The following is a 21,558-nucleotide window of genomic DNA, read 5'->3' as shown; positions in this document are numbered from 1 at the left end:
GCGGCGTGTCTGAGACCTCGAATGCGAAGAAGCCCGGCTACGTCGACAACGGCTGGCCGCAGGCGAACGACGGCCATGCCGCCCACGCCGTGAACGAGCTGGCCGCCCCGGTGGTCGGCGCGATGTCGCCGTTCGGCGAGGTCGAGTTCCCGCAGGCGCACATCCCGTACGTGCACCCGTCGACCCGGATCAACCGCTGACCGGAGAGCTCTCCCACGTCGACGCGACGGGCGCCGCCCGCATGGTCGACGTGTCCGCCAAGGACGTGACCGCGCGCACCGCGGTCGCGGCCGGGACCTTTCGCACCACCGAGACCGTCATCGCGGCCATCGCCGACGGTGCGGTCCCCAAGGGCGACGTGCTCGCCACCGCCCGCATCGCGGGGATCATGGCGGTCAAGCGCACCGCTGACCTGATCCCGCTGTGCCACCCGCTGCCGATCTCGGGGGTCGTCGTCGACCTCGAGCCCTCGGGAGCGGAGATCACCGTCACCGCCACCGTGCGCTGCACCGGCCGGACGGGCGTCGAGATGGAGGCGCTCACCGCGGTATCGGTCGCCGGCCTGACCCTGCACGACATGGTCAAGGCCCTCGACCCGGCCGCGGTCATGACGGACATCCGCGTGCTCACCAAGGACGGCGGCAAGACCGGCCACTGGGAGAGATGATGACCGAACCACTCCGACCGTCCCGCGACCGCTGCGCCACCGTCGTGGTCGCCTCCACCCGCGCCGCCCTCGGCGAGCGCGCGGACACCACCGGCCCCCTCATCGCCGCCTGGCTCGGTGAGCGGGGCTTCGAGGTCTACGGCCCCGTCGTCGTGCCCGACGGCGAGGAGGTGGGCGCCGCCATCCGCTCCGCCGTCCGGCGCGGCGACGCCGTCGTGCTCACCACCGGCGGCACCGGGCTGACGCCCACCGACCGAACCCCGGAGGAGACCCGCGGCGCGCTGACCTTCGAGATCCCCGGCCTCGCCAACGCCATCCGCACGTCGGGCCTGCCGGACGTCCCGACGACCGTGCTCAGCCGCGGGCTCGCCGGCGTCGCGGGATCCTCGCTGGTCGTGAACCTGCCCGGGTCCAGCGGCGGCGTCCGCGACGGGCTGGCCGTGCTCGACGGGGTGCTGCTGCACGCGCTGGACCAGATCCGCGGCGGCGATCATGGTTGAGGTCGTCGTCGCGCAGGTCACCGAGGACCCCATCGACCTGCCCGCGCACGAGGCGGCGGTGACGAGAGCCGAGGCGGGTGCCGTCGTGGGTTTCGTCGGAGCCGTTCGCGATCACGACGGCGGGCGCGGTGTGACACGGCTGGAGTACTCGGCGCACCCCAGCGCCGGGCGGGTTCTCGCCGACGTCGTGCAGGCCGAGGCGGACGCCGCGCAGGGGGTGCGAGCGGTCGCCGTGTCGCACCGTGTGGGCCCACTGGCGATCGGCGACGCCGCGCTGGTGGTCGCCGTGTCGGCGGATCACCGCGCCGCCGCCTTCGCCACCTGCGCGCGGATCGTCGACGCCGTGAAAGAGGCGCTGCCCGTCTGGAAGCACCAACTGTTCCGGGACGGAACAGACGAGTGGGTCGGCAGCGCGTAGCCGCCGACCCACTCGATGCCGGTACGTCAGGAAGTGACCGGAACTACGCGCACGTGGTGACCTTCGTGGGGTTGCACGGGCGCGGAGTGAACAGGGGGACACCGAGGTGCCCGGGAACCACCGGGACGCCGAGCACGCCGTCGGGGATCGTGGCGCCCGGGTTCGCCGGACGCTGCGGGACGTTCGCCGTGGCGGGTACGACGGGCCGCACGGGCTTGACGCCCGAACTGGTGCCGGTCACGCCGACCCCGTCGATACCGCCGTTGTCGCCGGGCGCGAGCGGATGTCCGGGGCGGCCGATCACGCCGCCGATACCCGCGCCGGGAGCACCGACGGGAACGCCGCCGACACCCGCGATGGCCGGGCCACCCAGGCCGCCGGGGATGGAGGTGCCGACGCCGCGGGGCGCGACCGCACCCGTGACGGGCGCGACGGTGCCGGTGCCGGTGCCGGTGCCGCTAGGCGCAACCACGCCGGTGCCGCGCGGGGCGACCGCGCCGGTGCCGACGGGCACGACTGTGCCGACCGCGGGCGCGACGGCGCCCACGCCGATCGGCGCCACGGCGCCCGCTCCGTTGCCGTTGCCGCGCGGTGCGACCGGGTGGGTGCCCGTGGCGGGGACGACCGCGCCGGTCCCGGTGCCGACCCCGCCGAGCCCGGGAATGACGACCGCGCCGACGCCCGGAACGGTCACCGAGCCGGGCCGGGCGGGAGTACCCGCCGCGGGCTTCGCCGGGGCGGGCTTCGCGGCCGCGGGTGCCGCTGCGCCCGGGACGGGTGTCGGCACGGGGGTGGGGTTCGCGCACGGGCAGCCGGGCGCGGCGGAGACCGGAGCTGCGACGACGAGGCCCGCGGCGGCGATCAGAGCGCCGACAGCGACGATCTTGCCGGTGGCGCGTGCGGTGCGGGGGCGAGCAGTCATCCTGGCTCTCTTTCCTGGTGTGCTGTGCAGTCGCGGCTTTGCAGTCGCGAAATGTGATCCAGGAGAACCTAGCAGACGATGTGCGACTGCAAAACGTCACCTCCTCGTGATCGGGTCGGTGTGTCGCAGTTCACAGGATGAGGGCCGGCGCGGCAACGCCGAAGGGACCGACGGCGATGCCGTCGGTCCCTTCGGGGGAAGCGTGTGTGCGGAGCTCAGTAGCCCTTGGCCGCGGCCTGCTGCAGCATGGCGAGCACGGCCGGGTCGACCTGCTTGCCGCCGTTCTGGGCCTGCGCGATGACCTGCTGGACGTAAGCCGAGTTCGCGGTCTGGCCGGCGACGGGCTTCGCTGCCGGCTTCACCGCGGGCTTGGCGACCGGCTTCTGCGCCGCCGGGGTGGCGGGCTTGGCGACGGGCTTCTGCGCCGCCGGGGTCGCGGGCTTGGTGACCGGACGCGTGGTGTTCGAGGTGCTCGTCTCGGTGGGGGACACGGAGCGCGGGGTGGCGCTACCGAGGCCGCGGCCGCAGACGGGCCATGCGCCCTTGCCCTGGCCGGCGAGGACCTTCTCGCCGATCGCGATCTGCTGAGCGCGCGACGCCTGGTTGGCGGTGGGCGCGTACTGGGTGCCGCCGTAGGAGGCCCAGGTCGACGGGCTGAACTGGAGGCCGCCGTGGTATCCGTTGCCCGTGTTGATCGCCCAGTTGCCGCCCGACTCGCACGAGGCGACCTGGTCCCACTGGGAATCGGGCGCGGCGTTCGCGGCGGGAGCGGCGAGCGCGAGACCCGCGCCACCGAGCATCGCGCCGGCGGCGGCGATCTTGGCGGCGCTCAGGCTGGTGGTGGACTGCTTGCGGTGACGAGCGGTCATCGTGTGAAGTCATTCCCTCTCTACGCGCGTGCGAAGTTAGCTGTCGGGTTCGAGCGAGAGGCTGCTCGGCCATTGCTGGCTTGACCCCTAGGGCGTGTGCCCTGCGGCCGTGCGGCCGCGGTGGTTCCTCCGCCTTCGTCCAGGTGTAGATCGTGGTGCGTTCCCCGAAACGGACACTGGACGAAGCTCTGCGCTGCGACCGATCGGGTGGCCACTGCTGCGGCCCTCAGCGACGGTAACAGACCCCGGCCCGTGGCCCAACCGTTACCGGACCGTGATTTTGTGGAGTGTGATGGATGTCACGAGCCCGTGGCGGACGGATCAGCCGCCGGCGAAGGGCGGCAGCACGTCGAGCATCGACCCCGTCGCGGGCGCCTCGAGGTCGCGGACGGCGACCTCGTCGAGCAGGTAGCTGCAGCGCGTGAGCACGCGGCCCAGCTCGGGGTGGCGAGCGGCCAGGAGGTCGGCCACCTCGGCGACTGAGGCACCGTCGGGCAGGGGGACGGTCTCCTCGGAGACCCCCGCGGCCGCGCGGGCGGCGGCGAAGTAGCGGATCAGCACGTGTCAGCCACCGATCGCGCTCATCGTGCGGGTGGGCTGCAGGAAGGCCGGGTCGTCGATGCCGTGGCCGGCCTGCTTGCCGAGCATCGCCGCGGCCCACGCGTCACCGATCTCCTCATCGGAGGCGCCGCCGCGGAGCAGGGGTTTGAGGTCGGTCTCGTCGGTGGCGAACAGGCAGGTACGGATCTGGCCGTCGGCGGTGAGCCGGACGCGGTCGCAGTCGCCGCAGAAGGGGCGCGTCACGGACGCGATGACGCCCACCGTCGACGGTCCGCCGTCCACCAGGAAGCGCTCGGCCGGCGCACTGCCCCGGGGCTCGCCGGCCGGCGTGAGGGCGAACTCGCGACGCAGCTCGGCGAGGATGTGCTCGGCCGTGACCATCGTGGCCCGATCCCAGGTGTGGTCGGCGTCGAGCGGCATGTGCTCGATGATCCGCAGCTCGTAGCCCGCGTCGAGGCAGAGGCGAAGGAGCGGGCGCGCGTCCCGGAGGCGGCCGGGGCCCAGGACGGCGTTGACCTTGACCGGGGTGAGCCCGGCGGCCGCGGCGGCCCGCAGTCCGGCCAGGGCGTCGTCGAGGCGGTCGCGGCGGGTGACCCGGGCGTACTCCTCGCGGTCGACGGTGTCCAGGGAGACGTTGACGCGGTCCAGGCCGGCACCGGCGAGCTTCTCGGCGTGCCGGGCGAGGGAGAGTCCGTTCGTGGTCAGCGAGAGCTCCGGACGCGGCTCGAGCGCGGCGGCGTGCGCAACGATCCGGTCCAGGTCCGCCCGCAGCAGCGGCTCACCGCCGGTGAAGCGGACCTCGGTGATGCCCAGGTCGCGCACCGCGATGGTGATGAGCCGGTCGATCTCGGGCCCCGTCAGGACGTGCTCGCCGGCCAGCCACGGCAGGCCCTCGGCGGGCATGCAGTAGGTGCAGCGGAGGTTGCACCGATCGGTCAGCGAGACGCGCAGGTCGCGAGCCACGCGGCCGTACTTGTCGATGAGGGGTTTCACGTCGGCTACTCGCGGTCCTCGGCGCGGCCTCCCAGGATCACGGCGACCACGCCCACGAGGAAGCCGACCGGGGTCAGCGGGGTGAGTGCGTACACCCAGGTGGGTGCGGTGGTGCCGTGCGCGAGGAGGGGAGTGAGGAACAGGGCGGCGATCGCGATCAACCCGATCGCGAACAGCGCGATCGACACGGAGACGGCGACGGAAACGGACTTGCCCACAGGTCTAGACTAGTCGCAGTGCGTCTCGCAGTTCGCGGGGCGCGTTTTGTTGTTCTTTTCAGCGCAGAGCAGGTGACGAAGACATGCCTACCGGCAAGGTCAAGTGGTACGACACGGACAAGGGGTTCGGATTCCTCTCCCAGGAGGGCGGGGAGGACGTCTACGTCCGTTCGTCCGCGCTGCCCGACGGTGCCGACGGCCTCCGGCAGGGCCAGCGGGTCGAGTTCAGCATGGCCGCGGGGCGTCGCGGCCCGCAGGCGCTGACGGTGACCGTGCTCGAGCCCGCCCCCTCGGTCTCGCGCGGTGCAGGTGCGGGCGCGGCGGGTGCCGCGCGCGGCCGCCGGCCCGCGGCGAACCGTCGTCCCGCCGAGGAGCTGAACGTGCTCATCGAGGACATGATCCAGCTGCTCGACGCGGGCGTGCAGCCCGAGCTGCGCAAGGGCCGCTACCCCGACCGCAAGGCCGCCGAGCAGATCGCGAAGGTGCTGCGCGAGATCGCCCGGGAGCTCGACGCCTAGTTCCACGGGTCGACGGTCCGCGGGTCGACAGTCCGCGGGCTGGGGACGGCGCGGGCAGATCGGGTGCGGGAAGCCATCCGCACCCGATCTGCCCGAGCGCACCCGGCATGCCGGGTGCGACTGCGCGGAATGGGTGCGGGAGCTCATCCGCACCCGAAACGCCGGCCGGAGGTGCATCCGCACCCGAGACGCCGGGCCGGAGGTGCATCCGCACCCGAATCGCCCGGCCTCATCCCGAGTCGAGGAGCCCGTGCCGCCGCAGTGACGGTGTAAGAAGGGCGCGGAGGGCACCGTCGCGTTTGAGGACCGGCCAGCCGAACCTGATCACCTCGAAACCGGCCCGTTCGAACGCTTCCTGTCGCGTCTTCTCCCGCTCGAGGGCGTCGGCCTTCTCCTCGTCGGTGTCGCCGTACTTGCCCTTGCCGTCGAACTCGGCGATGAGAGCCTCGCCGAGGGTGAAGTCGGAGTAGTAGGTGGAGCCGTCGAGGTCGTAGCGGACCTGCAGATCCGGTGTCGGCAGACCCCACGCGAGCATCTGCATCCGCGCCCACGACTCGCCGGCGGACTCGCTCCTCTCCACGGACAGCGCAAGGGCCTTGCGCGCGATGTCGCAGCCGCGCCTGCGACCCATCCGTTCCCTGCACGCTTCGATCTCGGCGAGGGGAATCGGGTCCGGGTCCTCCGGTCGGGGATACCGCCGCACGAGCCGGATCGCGTCGAAGCCGATGACCGCGCGAACCAGGTTGCCGGTCATGGCACCGTCGAGCGAGGTCCGGGCGCGTGAGGTCGCGACGACCCCTGCCACCTCGACGACGTCCTCCGACGGGAGCGGCCGCGGGTGCAGGAAGACCTTGCCGCGGGTGCCGCCGCCCTGCGGCCGGTCCACGGTGATGTGCACCCGCGAACGGTCGGGCTCGAACCACGGAACGTCGTGCAGCGCGGCGGCGCTCTGGTGACTGGCGGCGCCGGCGCGTCGGCGCATGGTCGCAACGACCTTGAGTCGATACAGCTCCTCGGCGTCGCGCGGCTCGGCTTCGAGGTACGAACCCGGCGCGGGCCGGATCAGCGTCTGATTCCGCACCGCCTTGGTGATCTGGTTGCTGCTCCAGCCGATGGACCGCAGGTGCGCGCGCGGCATGATCTCCCCCATAGCGGCATTCAACCGTGGCCGACCCCGCCGGATCCGTCGGAGCAGCGGGTTATCCACAGGGCAAGAGGCTCATCCACAGCCCTCCCGCACCCGAAATGCGCGAGCGCACCCGGCGTGCCGGGTGCGACTGGGCAGAACGGGTGCGGGAGCTCATCCGCACCCGAAACGCCCGGCCGCAGGTGAATCCGCACCCGATCTGCCCGGTGATCGAGCGTCGACGCAGTGCCGGACCGACCAGCAGCAACCCGTGGCGACCCGGAGACTACGGCTGCGGGGCCGGGGCGAGGTCCTTCGGTGCGCTCTCGGGGAGGGTGTTGATGCCCCAGACGGCCTGGGCCTGCAGGTTGCCCTCGGGGTCCTGGATGGTCGACGGCACGCTGATGTCGACGGCGGCGAGGAGCAGATCGGGGGTCGACCTGAGCACCAGCGTGGCGTGCGTGGGCTGCAGGTGCGTGATCTGCTCCCGCTGCTCCCGCCCGGTGCGCGGGTCGACGCGCTGCACCGTGAGGAACCACGGGCGCTCGGTGATGTAGGTCGGCAGGGAGATCGTGATCGCCCGCCCGGGCTCGACGGGGATGGCGGTCGGCACCGTCGGCGCGTCGCAGACCCGCGGCGGACCGTCGACGCAGTACCCCATGGGCGACACCTCGACCAGCTTCGACCCGACGGTGGCGTGCAGCGCCGGGCGGGGGCGCGGCTCGGCGCGCTTGTCCAGCGCGGCGCTGATCGTGAACGCGAACAGCACGGCCGCTGCGACGACGAACACCACCCCGGCGATGAGGACGTTCCGGCTGGGCTTGATCATCGAGCGACCCCGTTCATCGTGGGTGGGTGTTCATCGTGGGCGGCACGTGTTCGGGGCGCTTGCCGCCGAAGTTCGGGACGAGCGAGCCGCCCCGATAGGTGAGGACCGTCTGCAGGGTGCCCACCACCATGATCGCGGCGACGGTGGCGAAGCCGATCCACAGCGTGGGCGGCAGCAGCACGCCCAGCGCGGCGCCGCCGACCCAGCCGAGCTGCAGCGCCGTCTCCGAACGGCCGAAGGCCGAGGCGCGGGACTCATCGGGCAGGTCGTCCTGGATCGACGCGTCGAGTGAGACCTTCCCCAACGCGGACACACCCGAGGCGATGAAGGTGACCGCGGAGACCACCACGATGTTGCCGAACACCGCCGCGACGATCGCGCCGACGGTGGCGGCGATCGTCGCCTGCACGACGATCCGCGCGGGCCGCGGCAGCTGTAGCCGGGCGCCGATGCCGTTGCCGATGAAGTTGCCGACGCCCGCGGCGGCGCCGACCGCGCCGATCATCGCGAGCGAGGCGAACGGATCGCCGCCGGACGCCGACTGCGCCTTGCTGTAGAAGGCGATGTAGAGGGTCAGGAAGCCGGTGAGGACGCGGATCGTGGTGTTGCCCCACAGCCCGGTTACGACGCTGCGGCCCAGCGGTACCCGCAGGTTCTTGAAGGCGGCGCCCAGCTTCGCCCGCCCGCCCTCGGTCGACTGCTGCGCCTCGCGCGCCATGGCGCCGGTGTAGGAGAGCGTGGTCGGGACCTCGCCGGAGGTGTTCTCTACCCGCTTGGGGATGCGCATGCACAGCACCGCGCCCGCCACCGCGAACACCATCAGCGCGTACATCCCGCCGGGGATGTGCAGCATCCGGCTGAGCCCGAACTCGGCGCCGGACGCGATCGCACCGCCGAGGCCCGTGCCCGCCACCAGCCCGAACAGGGTCAGCCGCGAGTTCACCCGGGCCAGGTCGATCGACGGTGGCAGCACCCGCGGCACTACCGCGGACTTGAGCACCGAGAACGATTTGCTCATCACCATCATCGCGAGCGCGCAGGGATAGAGGACCCAGGGATCGAAGTTCACGGTGTTCGCGACCGGGTCGTACGAGCAGTTCGTGATGAGCAGCACCGCGAGCCCGACGCGGATCCCGAAGGACGCCGCGAGCGCCACCCGCCGGCCGTGCTGGATGCGGTCGAGCAGCGGCCCCATGAACGGCGCGATGATCGCGAAGGGCGCGATGTTGACCAGCAGGTAGAGCGCGACCTTCGACTTCGACTCGGCCTGCGCCGCCGCGAAGAAGAGGGTGTTCGCCAGCGCGACCATCATCGCGGCGTCGACGGCGTTGTTGAGGATCACCGGGTAGGTGAGCGCGGTCAGACCGGACTTGTCGGCACCGTCGGCGGTGGTGGCCCGGTGCCACTTCGCGATCCCGGCCTCGGTGATCTCGCGCCCGCGCATCGCCGCCACCCGGGTGACGGTGATCTTGCGCGGCATCCGCCGCTGCTCGTCCTCGGCCGCGCGCCGCTCGGACGGCGTCGGGGTGTCCTCGAGGGGAGGGAGGTGGTGGTTGGAGACGTACTGCGGGCGGTGCGGTTCCCCGTTCGACGGTGCCCCCTGCCGCGGCGCGCGCGGACCCTGCGTCCCGGCGTTCGACGGTGCGCCCTGCCGCGGCGCGCGCGGACCCTGCGTCCCGGCGTTCGACGGTGCGCCCTGCCGCGGCGACTGCCCGCTGTGCGCACGCGGGACCGACCCCGGACGGCGCCGGGGCTCGTCGGGGGGATACTGCTGCTGCCCCGGATGACCGCTCACGCGGACCATTGTTCCGCATCGGCGACGGCGCCGCCGACACCGGTGGTTCGCCGCCCGCGTGCACCGGCGATCCCGGCGTCCGGCACAATCGTGAGGGTGAGTTCCGCATTGCAGTCAGCCGCCGCGGTCGACCTCGCGCGCGCCGTACTGGAAGCCGAGGAGGGCGCTCCGGTGGGTGCGCACGTGGCCATGGTCGTCGAGGACGAGTTCGCCGTGGCCCACTACTTCGAGGCGAACCTGCCCGCGTACCGCGGCTGGCAGTGGTGCGCCGTCATCGCCGCCACGCCCGGCGGCGAGCTGACGGTGTCCGAGACGGCGTTGCTGCCCGGCCCCGACTCGCTAACCGCGCCCGAGTGGGTGCCGTGGGATCAGCGGGTGCGTGCGGGCGACCTGGCACCGGGTGATGTGCTCCCGCCCCGCGCGGGCGACGAGCGGATCGAGCCAGGCCACGCCCTGTCCGGCGACCCCGCGATCGACGAGGTGGCCGGCGAGATCGGCGTGAACCTCGAGCGGGTGATGTCCCGGTTCGGGCGCCTCGACGCGGCCGAGCGCTGGCTGGCCGGCGACTTCGGTCCGGAGTCCGAGATGGCCCGCTCCACCCGGTACCACTGCGGCGACTGCGCCTTCTTCCTGCCACTCGCGGGCGTGCTCGGCGCGGCGTTCGGCGCGTGCGGCAACGAGTACTCGGCCGACGGGCACGTCGTGCACGCGCATTACGGGTGCGGCGCGCACTCGTCGGTGCCGGCACCGTCGGGCCAGGGGAGCCCGGCGTACGAGCCCTACGACGACGGCGCGGTGGAGAAGGTCCCTGTCGAACAGGGCTGAGCGGGACCCCTTCGGGACCGCCGCGCTGCGCCGCGCGACCCTCGCCGCCTGGCGCGATTCGCCCACCCGCGCGGCCGAGGACCTCGCCGCCGAGCGGGACCTGGTCACCGTCGGCTACCGCGACCGCGTCGCCGTCGAGCTGGCGCAGAACGCCGCCGACGCCGCCACCGCCGCCGGGATCCCCGGCGAGCTGGCCGTCTGGGCCGAGCTCGACGGGGTGCACGTCGCCAACACCGGCGCACCGCTGTCGAAGTCCGGGGTCGCCTCGCTCGCCGCCCTGCGCGTCTCGCCGAAGGCCGACGGTGCCTCCGTCGGCAGGTTCGGGGTCGGCTTCGCCGCCGTCCTGACGGTGAGCGACCAGGTCGAGATCCGGTCGACGGGCGGCGGGATCGTCTTCTCCGCGGAGCGCTCCCGCGCGGATTCCGGCCTCGACGAGGTCGCCGCGATGCGCCTGCCGTACCCGGTCGCCACGCCGCCGTGCGCGGGTTTCGCGACCGAGGTCGTGCTGGTCGGCGCGGACCCCGCGCTGCTCGGCGAGTTCGCCGACCAGGCCGCGGACCTGCTGCTGGACCTGCCCGCGCTCGTGGCGGTCACCGTCGGCGACGAGCGGTTCGAGACCCCCGACCTCGTCACCGGGCACGGGCCGCACGCGCGCTGGGTGATCGGCGCCGACGCGCGGTTCCTGCACGCGCCCACGCGCACCGACGAGCCGCTGACCCTGCCCGTGCGGGTCATCGCCGACCTGCCCACCACGCCCGACCGGCGCCGCCTGCACCCCGACGCGGACGTCGCGCTCGCCGCCCACGGCTACGCCGCCTTCGTCGCCGCGCAGCCCGACCCGATGCCGCTGCTGCCGCCGCGCCGGCCGCCGGCCGGCCCCGTCGACGCCCTGCTGCGGGAGGCGGCCGAGGACGAGCTGCGCGGGCACGCCTGGGTCCCCGGGCCCGACGGTGCGCGGTTGCGCCCGGACCGCGCCGCGGTGCTGCCGGGGCTCACCGACGAGCTGTTCGCGCTGCTCGCCGAGACCCTGCCGCTGGTGCCGGCGGCGTTCTCGTCGGCGCCCGACGCGGCGCGGCTGATCGCGCTCGGTGCGCGCGAGCTGACCGCCGCCGACCTCGCCGACGCCGTGCCCCGCGATCGCGAACCCGCCTGGTACGCAGGGCTGTACGCCGCGTTCGACGCGGCCCGCCTGTCCGCGGATGACCTCGGCGCGCTGCCGGTCCCGCTCGCCGACGGCCGGGTCGTGACCGGTGCGCGCGGCGCGGCGCTCGTCGCGGGCGACGCCGATGCGCTCGCCCTCGTCACCTGGGCCCGCGTCGTGCACCCCGCCGCGCAGCACCCGCTGCTGGAGCGGGCCGGTGCCCGCCGCCTCGCCGCGGCGGACCTGCTCGGCGATCCCGCGCTCCGCGAGGAGGTCGGCCGGATCGACTGGGACGCGGGGCCCGCCGGCGAGGACGTCGAGCTCACCGAGGCCGTGCTGGGCCTGCTGGGGGAGGGCGGCACCGTCGGGCCCGGGTGGCTGGGCGCGCTGCCGGTCCCGGGCGATGACGGTGCGCTGTACCCCGCGGACGAGCTCCTGGCCACCGGGGCGCCGCTGCGGGCCGCGCTCGGGGTGGATCATCCGTACGGCACCGTCGAGCCGGACTTCGAGGCGCGGCACCCCGCCGCGGCGTTGCGGGCGATCGGGGTGGGTTGGTCCTTCGGCGTGCTCCGGGAGGCGCTGCCGACGGAGCCGGAGCGGAGCCTCGACGGCGCCGAGGACTGGTGGGCGCACCTGCCCGGCGAGCCGGACGAGCTGGTCGCGGTGCGCGACCTGGACCTGGTGGAGCACTGGGACCCCGCGCTGGCGCTGATCGCGGAACTGCCGGGCGTGCTGGACGATCCGGACGGCTACACGGCGTGGTGGCTGCGCACGCGCACTGCACTGGGAAGGCTGCGCTCGCCCGACGACGACACCTTCGCCGGCCTGCTGGACCCGTGCATCCATCCCGACGCGGGGCGCCTGCGCACCGCCCTGTTCACCGCGGTGCGCGGCGCGGCGGACGCGCAGGTCCTCGCCGACGCGCTGGCCGACCCGGACCGGTCGCCGACCCCCGCGGTGGTGGCCGCGGCACACCGGGCGATCGCGGGACATCGCCTGGCGCGGTTGCCCGCCCGGGTCCGGGGCGCCGACGGCGCGATCCTCGACGCGGACATCGCTGCCGTGCTCGACGTGCCGCACGCGCGGTTCACCGCCGACGGACTGGTGTTCGGCGGGCTCGACGTGGCCGCGGACCTCGCGGACACCCTCGACCTGCCGCTGGCGAGCGCGGAGCCGATCGAGATCGTCAGCGGCGGTGACCGGTTCGTGCGCGGTGCGCATCCCGGGGTGACCCTGGCGCAGGCCATCGGCGAGCTGCCGGACGCGCCGGAGACGGAGATCCACGACGAGCTGATCGTGCGGGTGGCCGCCGGGGAGCGGCGGGTGCCGTACGTCCTCGTCGGGGGTGTCCTGCACGTACAGTCGGGGCGATGGTGATGCGGGACGGTGCCTGGCCCAATCCGGTCGACGGGGCGGTGCTCGACTGGGTCGTGTCGATCCGGACCGAGGCGCTGACGGCGGTGGTCCGCGCGATCACGACGGTGGGCAACACGATCCCGATGTTCGCGATCGCGATCGTGGGGTTCCTCTTCCTCCTCTACCGGGGCCGGATCGGGTGGGCGCTGTACTGCGGCCTGACCTCGCTGTCGGGGCTCTTCCTCATGATCGCGGTCAAGAACGCCCTCGGTCGGGAGCGCCCGCCGATCCCGCCGCGGCTGCTCCAGATCGACAGTCTCAGTTTCCCGTCCGGGCACGCGCTGAACTCGATGGTGGTGCTCATGACCCTCGCGGTGGCCGCCCACGCCCTCACGGGCCGGCGATGGCCGCTCGCCGCCGCTCTCGTGGGCTCGATCGCGATCGGCCTGAGCAGGGTGTACCTGGCGGCGCACTGGCTGACGGATGTGCTGGCCGGCTGGGCGATCGGGTTGGTGGTGGTGGCGCTGGGGTTCGCGGTGCGGGCGGCGGTGCTGCGCCGGATCAGACCAGCCCGCGCTGCGCCCCTCGATCGCCGCGGAGGGCCGCCCGGCGCTGCAGGGTGAGCACCGTCGCGCCGAGAACCCCGACCCCGACGCCGCACGCGCACACGACCCAGGCCGCGCCGAAGGTGTTCCGGGCGAGCAGCGTGACGGCGAAGAATGCCGCGAACAAGACCGTTCCGGCGATCACGACCGGGCGAGGTTCGGTGAGAGTGCGGGGAAGTTCGGGGGTTTTGGTGCCGCGGTCGGGATCGCTTCCTTGAAGGTTCACGGGCTCTCCCGGGGTTCGTGCGCGGAAAACATTCTGACGGATGTAGTCTAGCGCCGTGACTGACAATGACGATCGGCTGGCCGGCGAACTCGCGCTGGCCACCGTGCGGTTCGCCCGCCACTTGCGTGGCCGGCGGCGTGATTCGCTCGTCTCCCTGACGCAGCTGTCCGCGCTCAACGCCCTTTCCAATGACGGGCCGCTCACGCCCGGCCAACTCGCGGCCCGGGAGCGGGTGCAGCCGCCGTCGATGACGCGGGTCATCGCCTCCCTCGCGGACCTGGGGCTGGTCCGGCGGGCGCCGCACCCCACGGACGGGCGTCAGGTGATCGTCAGCCTCTCGGACGAGGGCGAACAGGTCATCACGGGCGAGGCCGCGGCGCGCGAGGCGTGGCTGCGCGGCAAGCTCGCGGACCTCACCGCGGAGCAGCGGTCCACGCTGAACGGCGCCGTGGACATTCTCAACGGACTCATTGCGGCCGAGGAGAAGTAAGGCGGATTCACCCGGTTTCATCATCAGGCCCTATCGGATTGATTCCGATAGGGCCGTTCCTTTTCTCGGACAATTCCCCTATTCATGGGATGAATTCTCGGCGGGTTAGAACGACGTGCCGAGTTCCGGTTGCCGGGAGGTCGAGAAAACCCGCAGCGCGGTGCTTTCTCCGGCGAACCGTCCGGCGCGGGCCAGTGTGCTCGGCGCCGTCGCACCCAGGTACAGGCCGGCCAGGGTGGGCCCGGTCATCGAGACCGACGGTGCCTCCGCCGTCGCCCGGCAGCGCGCCGTGCCGCCGGAGACGGTGAGCCGGTACGGGGTTCCGTCGACCGCGAGCACGAGGTCGCCGTCGCTCTCGTAGGTGCGGGCCTCGAGCGCCGCGGGCACGTCCAGGAACTTCAGCCACAGCCGGTCCTTGCGGTCGGTGGTCTTCACCGACCGCGGGTCGATGAGCATCTCGCGGAGCGGATGGTCCGAGGGCAGGTCGGCGGTCACCTCGTCGAAGATGTCGAGTCCCAACACCGTCTGCCAGAGGTCTGCGGCCGCGTCGTCGGTCAGCGCCTTGACGTCGTCGAGCTGGGCCCGATCCTTCTCGTCCACCCGGTAGGTCACGAAGCCGTCGGGGTGCAGCAGGTACCGGCGGGCCGATCCGCCCCAGCGCGCCCACTCGGGGTCCGCGTGGAACAGCTCCCAGAACTGCTCCGCCGAGACGGATCCCGGGGTCGCGGCGTGCCAGCGGCGGTACAGCTCCTCGACGCGTTCGCGGGCCGCGTCGGCTTCGACCGCGCGGGAGCGCAGCGGACCGGGGAGCGGATCGCGCAGGCGCGCGGTGCGGCGCGCGATCGTCACCTCGTCGATCACGGTCGCGACGCCGTAGCCGAACCGCTCGTAGATCGTGCCCTCGCTGGCCGTGAGGACCGCCACGGCGGCGCCCTCGGCGCGGTAGCGGGCGTGCAGCTCGTCGAGCATGCTCCGTAGCACGCCGAGCCGACGATGGCTGGGCGCCACCGACACCCAGGTGACGCCCGGCGCGTCCAGCTGCGCCCCGCCGGGCACCGTCAGGGTCAGCGCGAAGGAGCCCGCGACGCCGACGAGGGCACCGTCGGAGCTCTCCCGTGCGACGACGAACCGGTCGAGGTCGAGCGTGCGCCGGAGCAGCGGGCGCGCCTCCAGTTCGAAGGGGGAGCCGAAGGCGCGCACGTCCTGCGCGAACATCTCCGGCCAGTCGGCCTCGACGGCGGTACGGATCTCGATCACGTGGCCCGATACTAGGGTGGTGGTGTGCAGGCGCAACCGATTTATCCGATTCACGACGCGGATGACCCGCGGCTGAACGACTTCCGCGACCTGTCGGCGGCGGACAAGCGTCCGGACGTGGCGCGCCCGGCGCAAGGAGCGGAGCGAGCGGGCCGATCGGAGCCGGTGGTGCTCGCCGAGGGGGTGCCCGTGGTGGAGCGGATGCTGGCGTCGCGGTTCGTACCGCACGCGATCATGGGCGTCGAGTCCAAGCTCGCGCGCCTCGACGGCGTCGCGCCGGAGGTGCCGCGCTACCTCGTGACCGCCGACCTCATGGCGCGGGTCGTGGGCTTCCACCTCAATCGCGGCGTGCTCGCCGCGGCGCGGCGACCCGAGCCGCTCGCGGCGGCGGACCTCCTGGCCGGGGCGCGCACCGTCGTCGTGCTCGAGGGCGTGAACGACCACGAGAACCTGGGGGCGATCTTCCGCAACGGCGCCGGCCTGAGCGCCGACGCCGTGCTGTTCGGTCCCCGCTGCTCGGACCCGCTGTACCGGCGCGCGGTGCGGGTGTCGATGGGGCACGTGCTGCTGGTGCCCTTCGCGCACCTGCCCGTGGACGGATGGCCCGCCGCCGGCCTGTCACTCCTGACGCGGCACGGGTTCCGGACGGTGGCGCTCACCCCGTCGGGGGAGACGACGGTGGCCGGGGCGGTCGCCGGTGCCCCGGACCGGATGGCGTACCTCGTGGGCGCCGAGGGGCCCGGCCTCACGCCGGAGACGATGTCCGCGGCCGACGTCCGCGCCCGGATCCCGATGTCGCGCGGCACCGACTCGCTCAACGTCGCGACGGCCGCCGCCGTGGCCCTCTACGAGCGCGCCCGCACGTGAGCACGCCCCGGTCGTTCCCGCCGCGGTATCCGCCGTGGTTCACCGGGGTCGCGGTCGCGACGCTGGTGGCGCTGGTCGCGGGTGGGGTGTTCTCCGGGCTGTTCGTGGCGGTGATGATCGTGAACCGGTGGCTGGGGCTGTTCCTCCTCGCGCTCGGGACCGCGGGCGCGGTGCCGGTGCTGACGGCGTACCGTCGGCGCCCGGTGACGCGATGGTTCTGCGCGGGGTTCGCCGGTGCGCTCGTCCTCGCCTGGTGTGCGGCGGCCGGAGCGTTGACGAGCGGGCTGGCCTGAGATCCGACCAGAAACTTAGGACTACTATCAGACGGGTGCCGAGTGTCTTCGTCTCCCTGACAGCGAGGAACTACCGGCTCTGGGCGGGCGGCCAGGCGGTGAGCCTGACCGGGACCTGGATGCAGCGCGTCGCCGAGGACTGGCTGGTACTGGACCTCGCGCACGGCCGCGGCTGGGTGCTGGGTGTGGTCATGGCGCTGCAGTTCGGGCCCACGTTGTTCCTGTCGGCCTGGGCGGGGTTGCTCGCGGATCGGTACGACAAGCGCCGCATGCTCATGGTCACGCAGACCGCGGCGGCACTGTGCGCGGCGGCATTGGCGGTGCTGACGCTGACCGGCGTGGTCGAACTCTGGCACGTGCTGCTGCTCGCCTTCGTCTTCGGCTGCAACGCCGCGATCGCGGGGCCCGTCCGGCAGGCCTTCACGATCGAGATGGTCGGTCCGGAGCTGCTGCCCAACGCGATCGGCCTGAACTCCATGGTGTTCAACGCCGCCCGGATCGTGGGGCCCGCGATCGCCGGCCTGCTCATCGCGGGCGTCGGCACCGGCTGGGTGTTCGCCGTGAACGCGGTGTTCACCGGGGCGATCGTGGTGGCGCTGGTCGCGATGCGGCCGGGCGAGCTGTTCCCGTCACCACCGGTGGAGCGGGCCAAGGGGCAGTTGCGGGCCGGGTTCGCCTACGTGCGGCGCCGCCGCGAACTGGTGCTGGTACTGATCGCGGTGTTCTTCGTCTCGACCTTCGGCATCAACTTCCCGCTGGCGCTGTCGCTGCTGGCGCGGCAGGGGTTCGGGCTGGGTGCCGACGCCTACGGGCTGTTGTCGACGATGCTCGCCGTCGGCACGCTCGGCGGCGCACTGCTGGCCGCTCGCCGGACGGGGATCGCCTCGTTGCGCACGGCCCTGGTCGGCGGGTGCGCCTTCGGCGTGGTGCAGATCGTGGCCGGGGTGACGCCGTGGTTCTGGGCGGTGGCGGTGCTGTTGGTGGCGGTCGGGCTGCTGCAGATGTCGTTCACCACTTCCGCGATGAGCATCATGCAGTTGTCCGTGGATCCCGAGTTCCGCGGCCGGGTGATGGGCATCTACATGCTGGCCTTCCTCGGCGGTACGCCCCTGGGGGCGCCGCTGCTCGGCGCCATCGCCGATGCCACGACGCCCGCCGCGCCGCTCCTGGTGGGCGGGGTGATCTCCGCGGTCACCTGCGCGCTGTGCGGCGGGTACGCGCTGCGACGGTCCGCGCCCGCGCCCGCCGCCGCGGAGGCGCCGGGGAAGGTGTAGTCGGTCGGAACAGCCATGCGTCGTGCGCATGCTTCCTGTTTCCGCAGGTCAAAGGGCTGTTTCGGTCGGAGGGATATGCGTGAACCGTATACCCGTGGGTTTCGAGGCGCCGTGAGTGCCGGCCTCGCCAGTCGGTGAGAGATCTCGCTGCGTCGATCACAGCGACCGGGTTCGCAGACCGCGCGCATCAACAGGTATGCCGGGTGGGGTGATCCCTGGAGCAGCGGGCATTTCGGGTGCGGATGCGCTGCCGCACCCGTTTCGCGCGGTCGCACCCTGCATGCCGGGTGCGCTGGCGCGTTTCGGGTGCGGATGGCTTCCCGCACCCGTTCTGCCCGGTCGCCTGGGCGCAATTCGGGTGCGAGTGCGGTAGTCGGCGGCTGTGAATACGCGGCTGAGAGGAACAGGCGACCGGGTCTGGTCTCCTCTTGAGCTGAGCCGTGGATTCACGGTGCGAACCACTGATCACTGGCTCAGATGAGAACGTGAACGAGCCGTTGATCCTCGGGGGCGAGGACGGGCCGGATCTTCCTGTCCAGGGTGACCAGTACGCCGGAATGCCGAGCTACGAGGTTCACGAGGTGCAGATCGGTGACCTGCTTGTGGCCGGCGAGACCCACGAGGTCGATGGCCGCCTCGGCGAGTGACGAGTCGTCCGGGATGAATTCGGCGCGGGTGTCCGCACGGAGGGAGCCGAGTGACGCGATCGCCTGCGGCGCGGTGACCTCGGTCCCCATGACGGCCGGGTTCATCGCCATGCGCACGAGCCCGGCCTCGGTGATCGGCGTGGTGGCGAAGCGGGCGGTGGACGCGAACCAGTCGCCCGCCAGGTCGTGATACGCGTGGTTCGTGCTGAGGAGCGCTACTAGCACGTTGATGTCCGGCAGGTCGAACTCACTCATCGAGCATCGCATCCTCGACCATGTCGTTGGTGATGACGTGGCCGGGTGCCGTGGGCAGCAGGATGAGACCGCGGTCAGTGGGGCGCCCGGGCGACTGTGTGGTGTCGATCCCGAGTGCGGCCAGGTAGGAGACCGCTTCCCCGATGCTCTTGTTCAGGCCCGCGTTCACCCGCGCACGCGCCGCTGCGAGAACCCGGGGGCTGATGTCGAGAGTTGTCCTCATGCCCTCAGGGTACGCGCATCACGCTTCACGCATCGGCGACAATTGACCAGGAACTGGTCGCACAGTGAGCGACCCTGGCAGGATCTGATTGTGCATATTGGCGGCACGGGCATTGTGTGGTATCGCGAGATTTTCGCTTGGGCCGACTTGTGACACCAGATTGACGAGCGGGTGACCGATTTCAGGCCAGGCGAGCGCGAACATCTTGTAGCAGTCCCGGGGGAACCCAACCCTTGAGAATGTCATCGCTCCCGGCCGGAAGGTTCGGGAGACGGATGGGGTCTCGAAACTGATTAGATACTCGAATCCGACAGCTTCGATGAACCCGCCGAGAATCTCGCTTCAGGCGCTGGCGAGGCGAAGGCGAACGGATCTCGGAACTGTTGGTCGGTCCGGGTCTTGGTTGCGTAGGATGTATAGCCCCCATGTCGGTGGCCGCGGCGCGCCGCGCCAGAGTATCTCGGCGAGCTGAGCACTCGTCACTCCTAGACGGAACCGATAAGCAGGGCGTCCGTCGACTTCCATTGCGGTGGATTCGATCGCACCCCACAGAACTTTTAAGAGCCACAGCTCGAACAATGAGCCGCTAACCAGCGTAAATGTGCGGCGGAACGTACCTCGATCATCCGGTCCGAGGTAAGGAAAGATATCGATGTGATCGTCGAGTGGGTATGTAAAGAGCTGTGATGCCATCTCATCTAACGGAGACAGTGCATTATTATGACGACGGCAAAGCATTTTGCGAGACAGGGATGATCGTCCAATTGTCTTGCTCTTCTGATCACCTCCCTGTCATTGTGCCCCCTCGACAATCACTACTTTTCCGTCGTTGGATATCGATTCGAGAATGTCGTCGGTGATGAAGTGCTCGCGCGTCAGCTCTGCATCGCAATCGCGACTACTGCGTGCGTAGCATCCTGGGTTCTCATAACCCGTCCGCGGTCCCGAAAGTAGAGGGCCTGGGTGTTGGGCCATCCATGAGTGGTCGGTAGCTTGGTGACAGCTGGACGCCCTTCTGTATGACCCGCATGGGCACAGTGAATCGGGCCACGGGCCGTACCACTTGCTATCGGCCACCTCTTCGATCCGCAAGATTGAGGGCTTCAGTGGTCGGAGGCTCATAGCGATCTCCGTCAGAAGCCGAAGAAGCTGCGGACCTTGCCCCGGTCGTCCCGGCCCGCGTCCCGGGCCTGCTCGACGGGAGGTGGGGGCGCACCGTCGGGCCCGGAGACCTGGGCCTGGTGCGGTGCGGGAGCGGGGATCTCGGACGCCAGCACGAAGTCGACGACCTGGACTCGCGCGGGGTCGAGGTCGGTGGCGGCGAGGGGATGCGTGTAGCGGAAGCCGAGGATCTCCCGGTTGGCCTGCTCCGCGAACTCCATCGGGTGGAAGGGCAGAGCGCGCGGGTCGGGGGTCACGCCCTCGGCGTAGGTGAGCGGATGCGCGCCGGCCCAGAACGGCCCTTCGAACAGCTCGGGCAGACCCTCGTCCTCGAGAATGTCCACGGGATGGGCGGAGAAGGCGCGCTTCGGCGCACCGTCGGCGCGCAGGGCGAACCCGCCGACGGCCCGTTCCGGGTCCGTGATCAGCAGGAACGCGCGATGCGCGGGCAGCAGGTTCCACCAGTACTCGTCGAGGGCGGACGGTCGGTCCACGCGGAGGCTCTCGTGCGTGACGACGGTCAGCCCGCCCCAGGCGGCCACGTACACGTGACCGGGCAGTGGGTCGGCGGCGCGGGCAAGCGACTCCGGCCGGCCGGCGACGGGGCCGCCCAGCACCTGCTCGGCGATCGCGCGGGACGCGGCCTCGTCGGGCCGTCCGGCGATCGCCAGGATGCCCTTCGGCTCGGCCACGTCGATGAACCAGAGCGTCGCAGCTGTAGCGCCCACGACCTAGCCGTTCTTCCCGCCGCGGACCCCGAGCAGCACGTCCTCCCAGGACGGCATCTCGGGATGACGGCGCCCGTGCTGGCCCACCGCGGCCGCGGGGGCCTGGACCGGACGCTCGGAGCGCTCCTCGACCACGCCCTCGACGACCGGACCGCGTGCGCCGGGCACGGCCCGCAGGGGCTCGTCGACCGATCGATCGATGCTTCGGAGTCCTTGCCGCGCATCGGGATCGAGCAGGCCGCGGGCGGTGTCGTCGATGGGGCTCGCGGTCCCGCCGTGGGCGCCGGGCGCGTACCGGAAGTGCGCCTGGTTGCGGGACTTGCCGACGCTCCAGCTGATCGCGACGACCCACCGGTTGTCGGCGCCCTTGAAGGCGTCCCACTCGGTGGTGTCGGCGTGACCGCGCTCGGCCAGGGCCGTGCGGGTCACGTCGGCGAGGGTGGCGTGCATCGGGCCGTCGCCGCGCACGGGATGGGCCAGCTGCGCCATCTCCGCCGCGCGGGAGCGCTCCAATAGCACCGGACCGGCGAACCGCTTGATCCGGTGGTTCGGGGCGCCGGTCAGCTCGGCGATCTCCTCGACGGTGGCGCCCGCCCGGATGCGGGCCTGGATCTCCCGCGGCGACAGGTCGGCGCCCAGCTCGAGCTCCGTCTGCCCGCCCGTCATCTCGCCGTTCACAGCCGCCTTCAGGGTGTCGTCGATCGGCAGGCGGAAACGTCCCGCGGGGCCCTCGCAGACCACCGACGTCCCGTCGTCGTCCACTCCCGTGACCCGCAACTCCTGCATGAATTCAG

Annotated in this window: 25 protein-coding genes, 1 pseudogene and 1 riboswitch; of the genes and pseudogenes, 12 read left to right on the top strand and 14 right to left on the bottom strand. The window is 72.0% G+C overall.

All coding sequences use genetic code 11. The features are described 5' to 3' along the window. Positions 1-5 precede the first annotated feature (5 nt). Genes ABZX10_RS13655 through ABZX10_RS13640 form a run of 4 tightly spaced genes read left to right on the top strand, consistent with a single transcriptional unit; the run spans position 6 to position 1,585 of the window. Entirely contained in the window at positions 6-200 is a 195-nt protein-coding gene (locus ABZX10_RS13655; protein ID WP_355540273.1) for a hypothetical protein, read from the top strand. Positions 201-241: 41 nt separating this feature from the next. After that, positions 242-667, top strand: coding sequence for a cyclic pyranopterin monophosphate synthase MoaC (gene moaC / locus ABZX10_RS13650; protein WP_355540270.1), 426 nt, complete (start codon positions 242-244; stop codon positions 665-667). Next, positions 667-1,167, top strand: a complete 501-nt coding sequence (locus tag ABZX10_RS13645) for a molybdenum cofactor synthesis domain-containing protein (RefSeq protein WP_355540267.1) — start codon at positions 667-669, stop codon at positions 1,165-1,167. The genes moaC and ABZX10_RS13645 overlap by 1 nt, the downstream gene beginning before the upstream one ends. After that, on the top strand, positions 1,160-1,585 hold the full coding sequence (locus ABZX10_RS13640) for a molybdenum cofactor biosynthesis protein MoaE (RefSeq protein ID WP_355540264.1): 426 nt from the start codon (positions 1,160-1,162) through the stop codon (positions 1,583-1,585). The genes ABZX10_RS13645 and ABZX10_RS13640 overlap by 8 nt, the downstream gene beginning before the upstream one ends. Positions 1,586-1,628: 43 nt before the next feature. Here the strand turns inward: ABZX10_RS13640 and ABZX10_RS13635 are convergent, their stop codons facing one another. From ABZX10_RS13635 to ABZX10_RS13615, 5 genes and pseudogenes are all read right to left on the bottom strand, one after another. Further along, positions 1,629-2,507: a hypothetical protein gene (locus ABZX10_RS13635; RefSeq protein ID WP_355540261.1), complete on the bottom strand. Its 879-nt coding sequence runs from the start codon at positions 2,505-2,507 to the stop codon at positions 1,629-1,631. 215 nt (positions 2,508-2,722) lie between these two features. Continuing rightward, complete coding sequence (locus ABZX10_RS13630) at positions 2,723-3,376, bottom strand: transglycosylase family protein (protein WP_355540258.1); 654 nt, start codon at positions 3,374-3,376, stop codon at positions 2,723-2,725. A gap of 9 nt (positions 3,377-3,385) precedes the next feature. Continuing rightward, positions 3,386-3,546: riboswitch (cyclic di-AMP (ydaO/yuaA leader) on the bottom strand. Between the two features lie 151 nt (positions 3,547-3,697). Then, entirely contained in the window at positions 3,698-3,937 is a 240-nt protein-coding gene (locus tag ABZX10_RS13625) for a MoaD/ThiS family protein (protein ID WP_355540255.1), read from the bottom strand. Between the two features lie 3 nt (positions 3,938-3,940). Next, a pseudogene (gene moaA, locus ABZX10_RS13620) lies at positions 3,941-4,924 on the bottom strand (GTP 3',8-cyclase MoaA); the annotation flags it as partial. 11 nt (positions 4,925-4,935) lie between these two features. Next, positions 4,936-5,148 (bottom strand): hypothetical protein, encoded by a 213-nt coding sequence (locus tag ABZX10_RS13615; protein ID WP_355540252.1) that lies wholly within the window; start codon positions 5,146-5,148, stop codon positions 4,936-4,938. 83 nt (positions 5,149-5,231) lie between these two features. Between ABZX10_RS13615 and ABZX10_RS13610 the strand changes: the two genes are divergently transcribed. Then, positions 5,232-5,666 carry a cold-shock protein gene (locus ABZX10_RS13610; protein ID WP_355540249.1) on the top strand — a complete coding sequence of 145 codons (435 nt, stop codon included), beginning with the start codon at positions 5,232-5,234 and terminating at the stop codon, positions 5,664-5,666. Positions 5,667-5,895: 229 nt separating this feature from the next. On the opposite strand, the gene ABZX10_RS13605 is transcribed toward ABZX10_RS13610, so the two are convergent. The 3 genes from ABZX10_RS13605 to ABZX10_RS13595 form a co-directional block, all read right to left on the bottom strand. Then, positions 5,896-6,816, bottom strand: a complete 921-nt coding sequence (locus ABZX10_RS13605; protein WP_355540245.1) for a hypothetical protein — start codon at positions 6,814-6,816, stop codon at positions 5,896-5,898. Positions 6,817-7,078: 262 nt separating this feature from the next. Further along, positions 7,079-7,621, bottom strand: a complete 543-nt coding sequence (locus ABZX10_RS13600) for a DUF2771 family protein (RefSeq protein WP_355540242.1) — start codon at positions 7,619-7,621, stop codon at positions 7,079-7,081. A 13-nt stretch (positions 7,622-7,634) separates the two neighbouring features. Beyond that, positions 7,635-9,425, bottom strand: a complete 1,791-nt coding sequence (locus ABZX10_RS13595; protein WP_355540239.1) for an MFS transporter — start codon at positions 9,423-9,425, stop codon at positions 7,635-7,637. Between the two features lie 138 nt (positions 9,426-9,563). Between ABZX10_RS13595 and ABZX10_RS13590 the strand changes: the two genes are divergently transcribed. The 3 genes from ABZX10_RS13590 to ABZX10_RS13580 all read left to right on the top strand — a co-directional run bounded on the left by ABZX10_RS13590 (position 9,564) and on the right by ABZX10_RS13580 (position 13,361). After that, positions 9,564-10,241 (top strand): DUF3027 domain-containing protein, encoded by a 678-nt coding sequence (locus ABZX10_RS13590; protein ID WP_355540324.1) that lies wholly within the window; start codon positions 9,564-9,566, stop codon positions 10,239-10,241. 217 nt (positions 10,242-10,458) lie between these two features. Continuing rightward, positions 10,459-12,759, top strand: a complete 2,301-nt coding sequence (locus tag ABZX10_RS13585; RefSeq protein ID WP_355540236.1) for an ATP-binding protein — start codon at positions 10,459-10,461, stop codon at positions 12,757-12,759. Continuing rightward, positions 12,753-13,361: a phosphatase PAP2 family protein gene (locus ABZX10_RS13580; RefSeq protein ID WP_355540233.1), complete on the top strand. Its 609-nt coding sequence runs from the start codon at positions 12,753-12,755 to the stop codon at positions 13,359-13,361. Before ABZX10_RS13585 ends, ABZX10_RS13580 begins: the two co-directional genes overlap by 7 nt. On the opposite strand, the gene ABZX10_RS13575 is transcribed toward ABZX10_RS13580, so the two are convergent. Continuing rightward, positions 13,300-13,488 (bottom strand): DUF2530 domain-containing protein, encoded by a 189-nt coding sequence (locus ABZX10_RS13575; RefSeq protein WP_355540230.1) that lies wholly within the window; start codon positions 13,486-13,488, stop codon positions 13,300-13,302. The two genes, ABZX10_RS13580 and ABZX10_RS13575, sit on opposite strands and share 62 nt — an antisense overlap. Positions 13,489-13,624: 136 nt before the next feature. Between ABZX10_RS13575 and ABZX10_RS13570 the strand changes: the two genes are divergently transcribed. After that, a complete protein-coding gene (locus tag ABZX10_RS13570; RefSeq protein ID WP_355540227.1) occupies positions 13,625-14,059 on the top strand; it encodes a MarR family transcriptional regulator in 435 nt (144 codons plus the stop codon). Positions 14,060-14,164: 105 nt separating this feature from the next. Here ABZX10_RS13570 and ABZX10_RS13565 read toward each other — a convergent pair whose 3' ends face one another. After that, positions 14,165-15,316, bottom strand: coding sequence for a GNAT family N-acetyltransferase (locus ABZX10_RS13565; protein ID WP_355540224.1), 1,152 nt, complete (start codon positions 15,314-15,316; stop codon positions 14,165-14,167). A 24-nt stretch (positions 15,317-15,340) separates the two neighbouring features. Between ABZX10_RS13565 and ABZX10_RS13560 the strand changes: the two genes are divergently transcribed. The 3 genes from ABZX10_RS13560 to ABZX10_RS13550 are packed head-to-tail and all read left to right on the top strand — an operon-like array spanning position 15,341 to position 17,750. Next, on the top strand, positions 15,341-16,183 hold the full coding sequence (locus ABZX10_RS13560) for an RNA methyltransferase (protein WP_355540221.1): 843 nt from the start codon (positions 15,341-15,343) through the stop codon (positions 16,181-16,183). After that, the gene (locus ABZX10_RS13555) at positions 16,180-16,476 is read left to right on the top strand and encodes a DUF2537 domain-containing protein (protein ID WP_355540218.1); all 297 of its coding nucleotides are present in this window, start codon (positions 16,180-16,182) and stop codon (positions 16,474-16,476) included. The genes ABZX10_RS13560 and ABZX10_RS13555 overlap by 4 nt, the downstream gene beginning before the upstream one ends. A gap of 35 nt (positions 16,477-16,511) precedes the next feature. Next, a complete protein-coding gene (locus ABZX10_RS13550; RefSeq protein ID WP_355540215.1) occupies positions 16,512-17,750 on the top strand; it encodes an MFS transporter in 1,239 nt (412 codons plus the stop codon). A gap of 473 nt (positions 17,751-18,223) precedes the next feature. Here the strand turns inward: ABZX10_RS13550 and ABZX10_RS13545 are convergent, their stop codons facing one another. The 4 genes from ABZX10_RS13545 to sepH form a co-directional block, all read right to left on the bottom strand. Continuing rightward, on the bottom strand, positions 18,224-18,652 hold the full coding sequence (locus tag ABZX10_RS13545; RefSeq protein ID WP_355540212.1) for a TA system VapC family ribonuclease toxin: 429 nt from the start codon (positions 18,650-18,652) through the stop codon (positions 18,224-18,226). After that, positions 18,645-18,875, bottom strand: coding sequence for a hypothetical protein (locus ABZX10_RS13540; protein WP_355540209.1), 231 nt, complete (start codon positions 18,873-18,875; stop codon positions 18,645-18,647). The genes ABZX10_RS13545 and ABZX10_RS13540 overlap by 8 nt, the downstream gene beginning before the upstream one ends. Positions 18,876-20,008: 1,133 nt before the next feature. Continuing rightward, positions 20,009-20,764 carry a hypothetical protein gene (locus ABZX10_RS13535; RefSeq protein WP_355540206.1) on the bottom strand — a complete coding sequence of 252 codons (756 nt, stop codon included), beginning with the start codon at positions 20,762-20,764 and terminating at the stop codon, positions 20,009-20,011. A 3-nt stretch (positions 20,765-20,767) separates the two neighbouring features. After that, positions 20,768-21,550, bottom strand: a complete 783-nt coding sequence (gene sepH / locus ABZX10_RS13530) for a septation protein SepH (protein WP_355540203.1) — start codon at positions 21,548-21,550, stop codon at positions 20,768-20,770. Between the last annotated feature and the right edge of the window lie 8 nt (positions 21,551-21,558).

The sequence above is a fragment of the Tsukamurella sp. NPDC003166 genome (assembly GCF_040611135.1).
Taxonomy (GTDB): domain Bacteria; phylum Actinomycetota; class Actinomycetes; order Mycobacteriales; family Mycobacteriaceae; genus Tsukamurella.
This window is presented reverse-complemented; position numbering and strand designations above follow the sequence as displayed.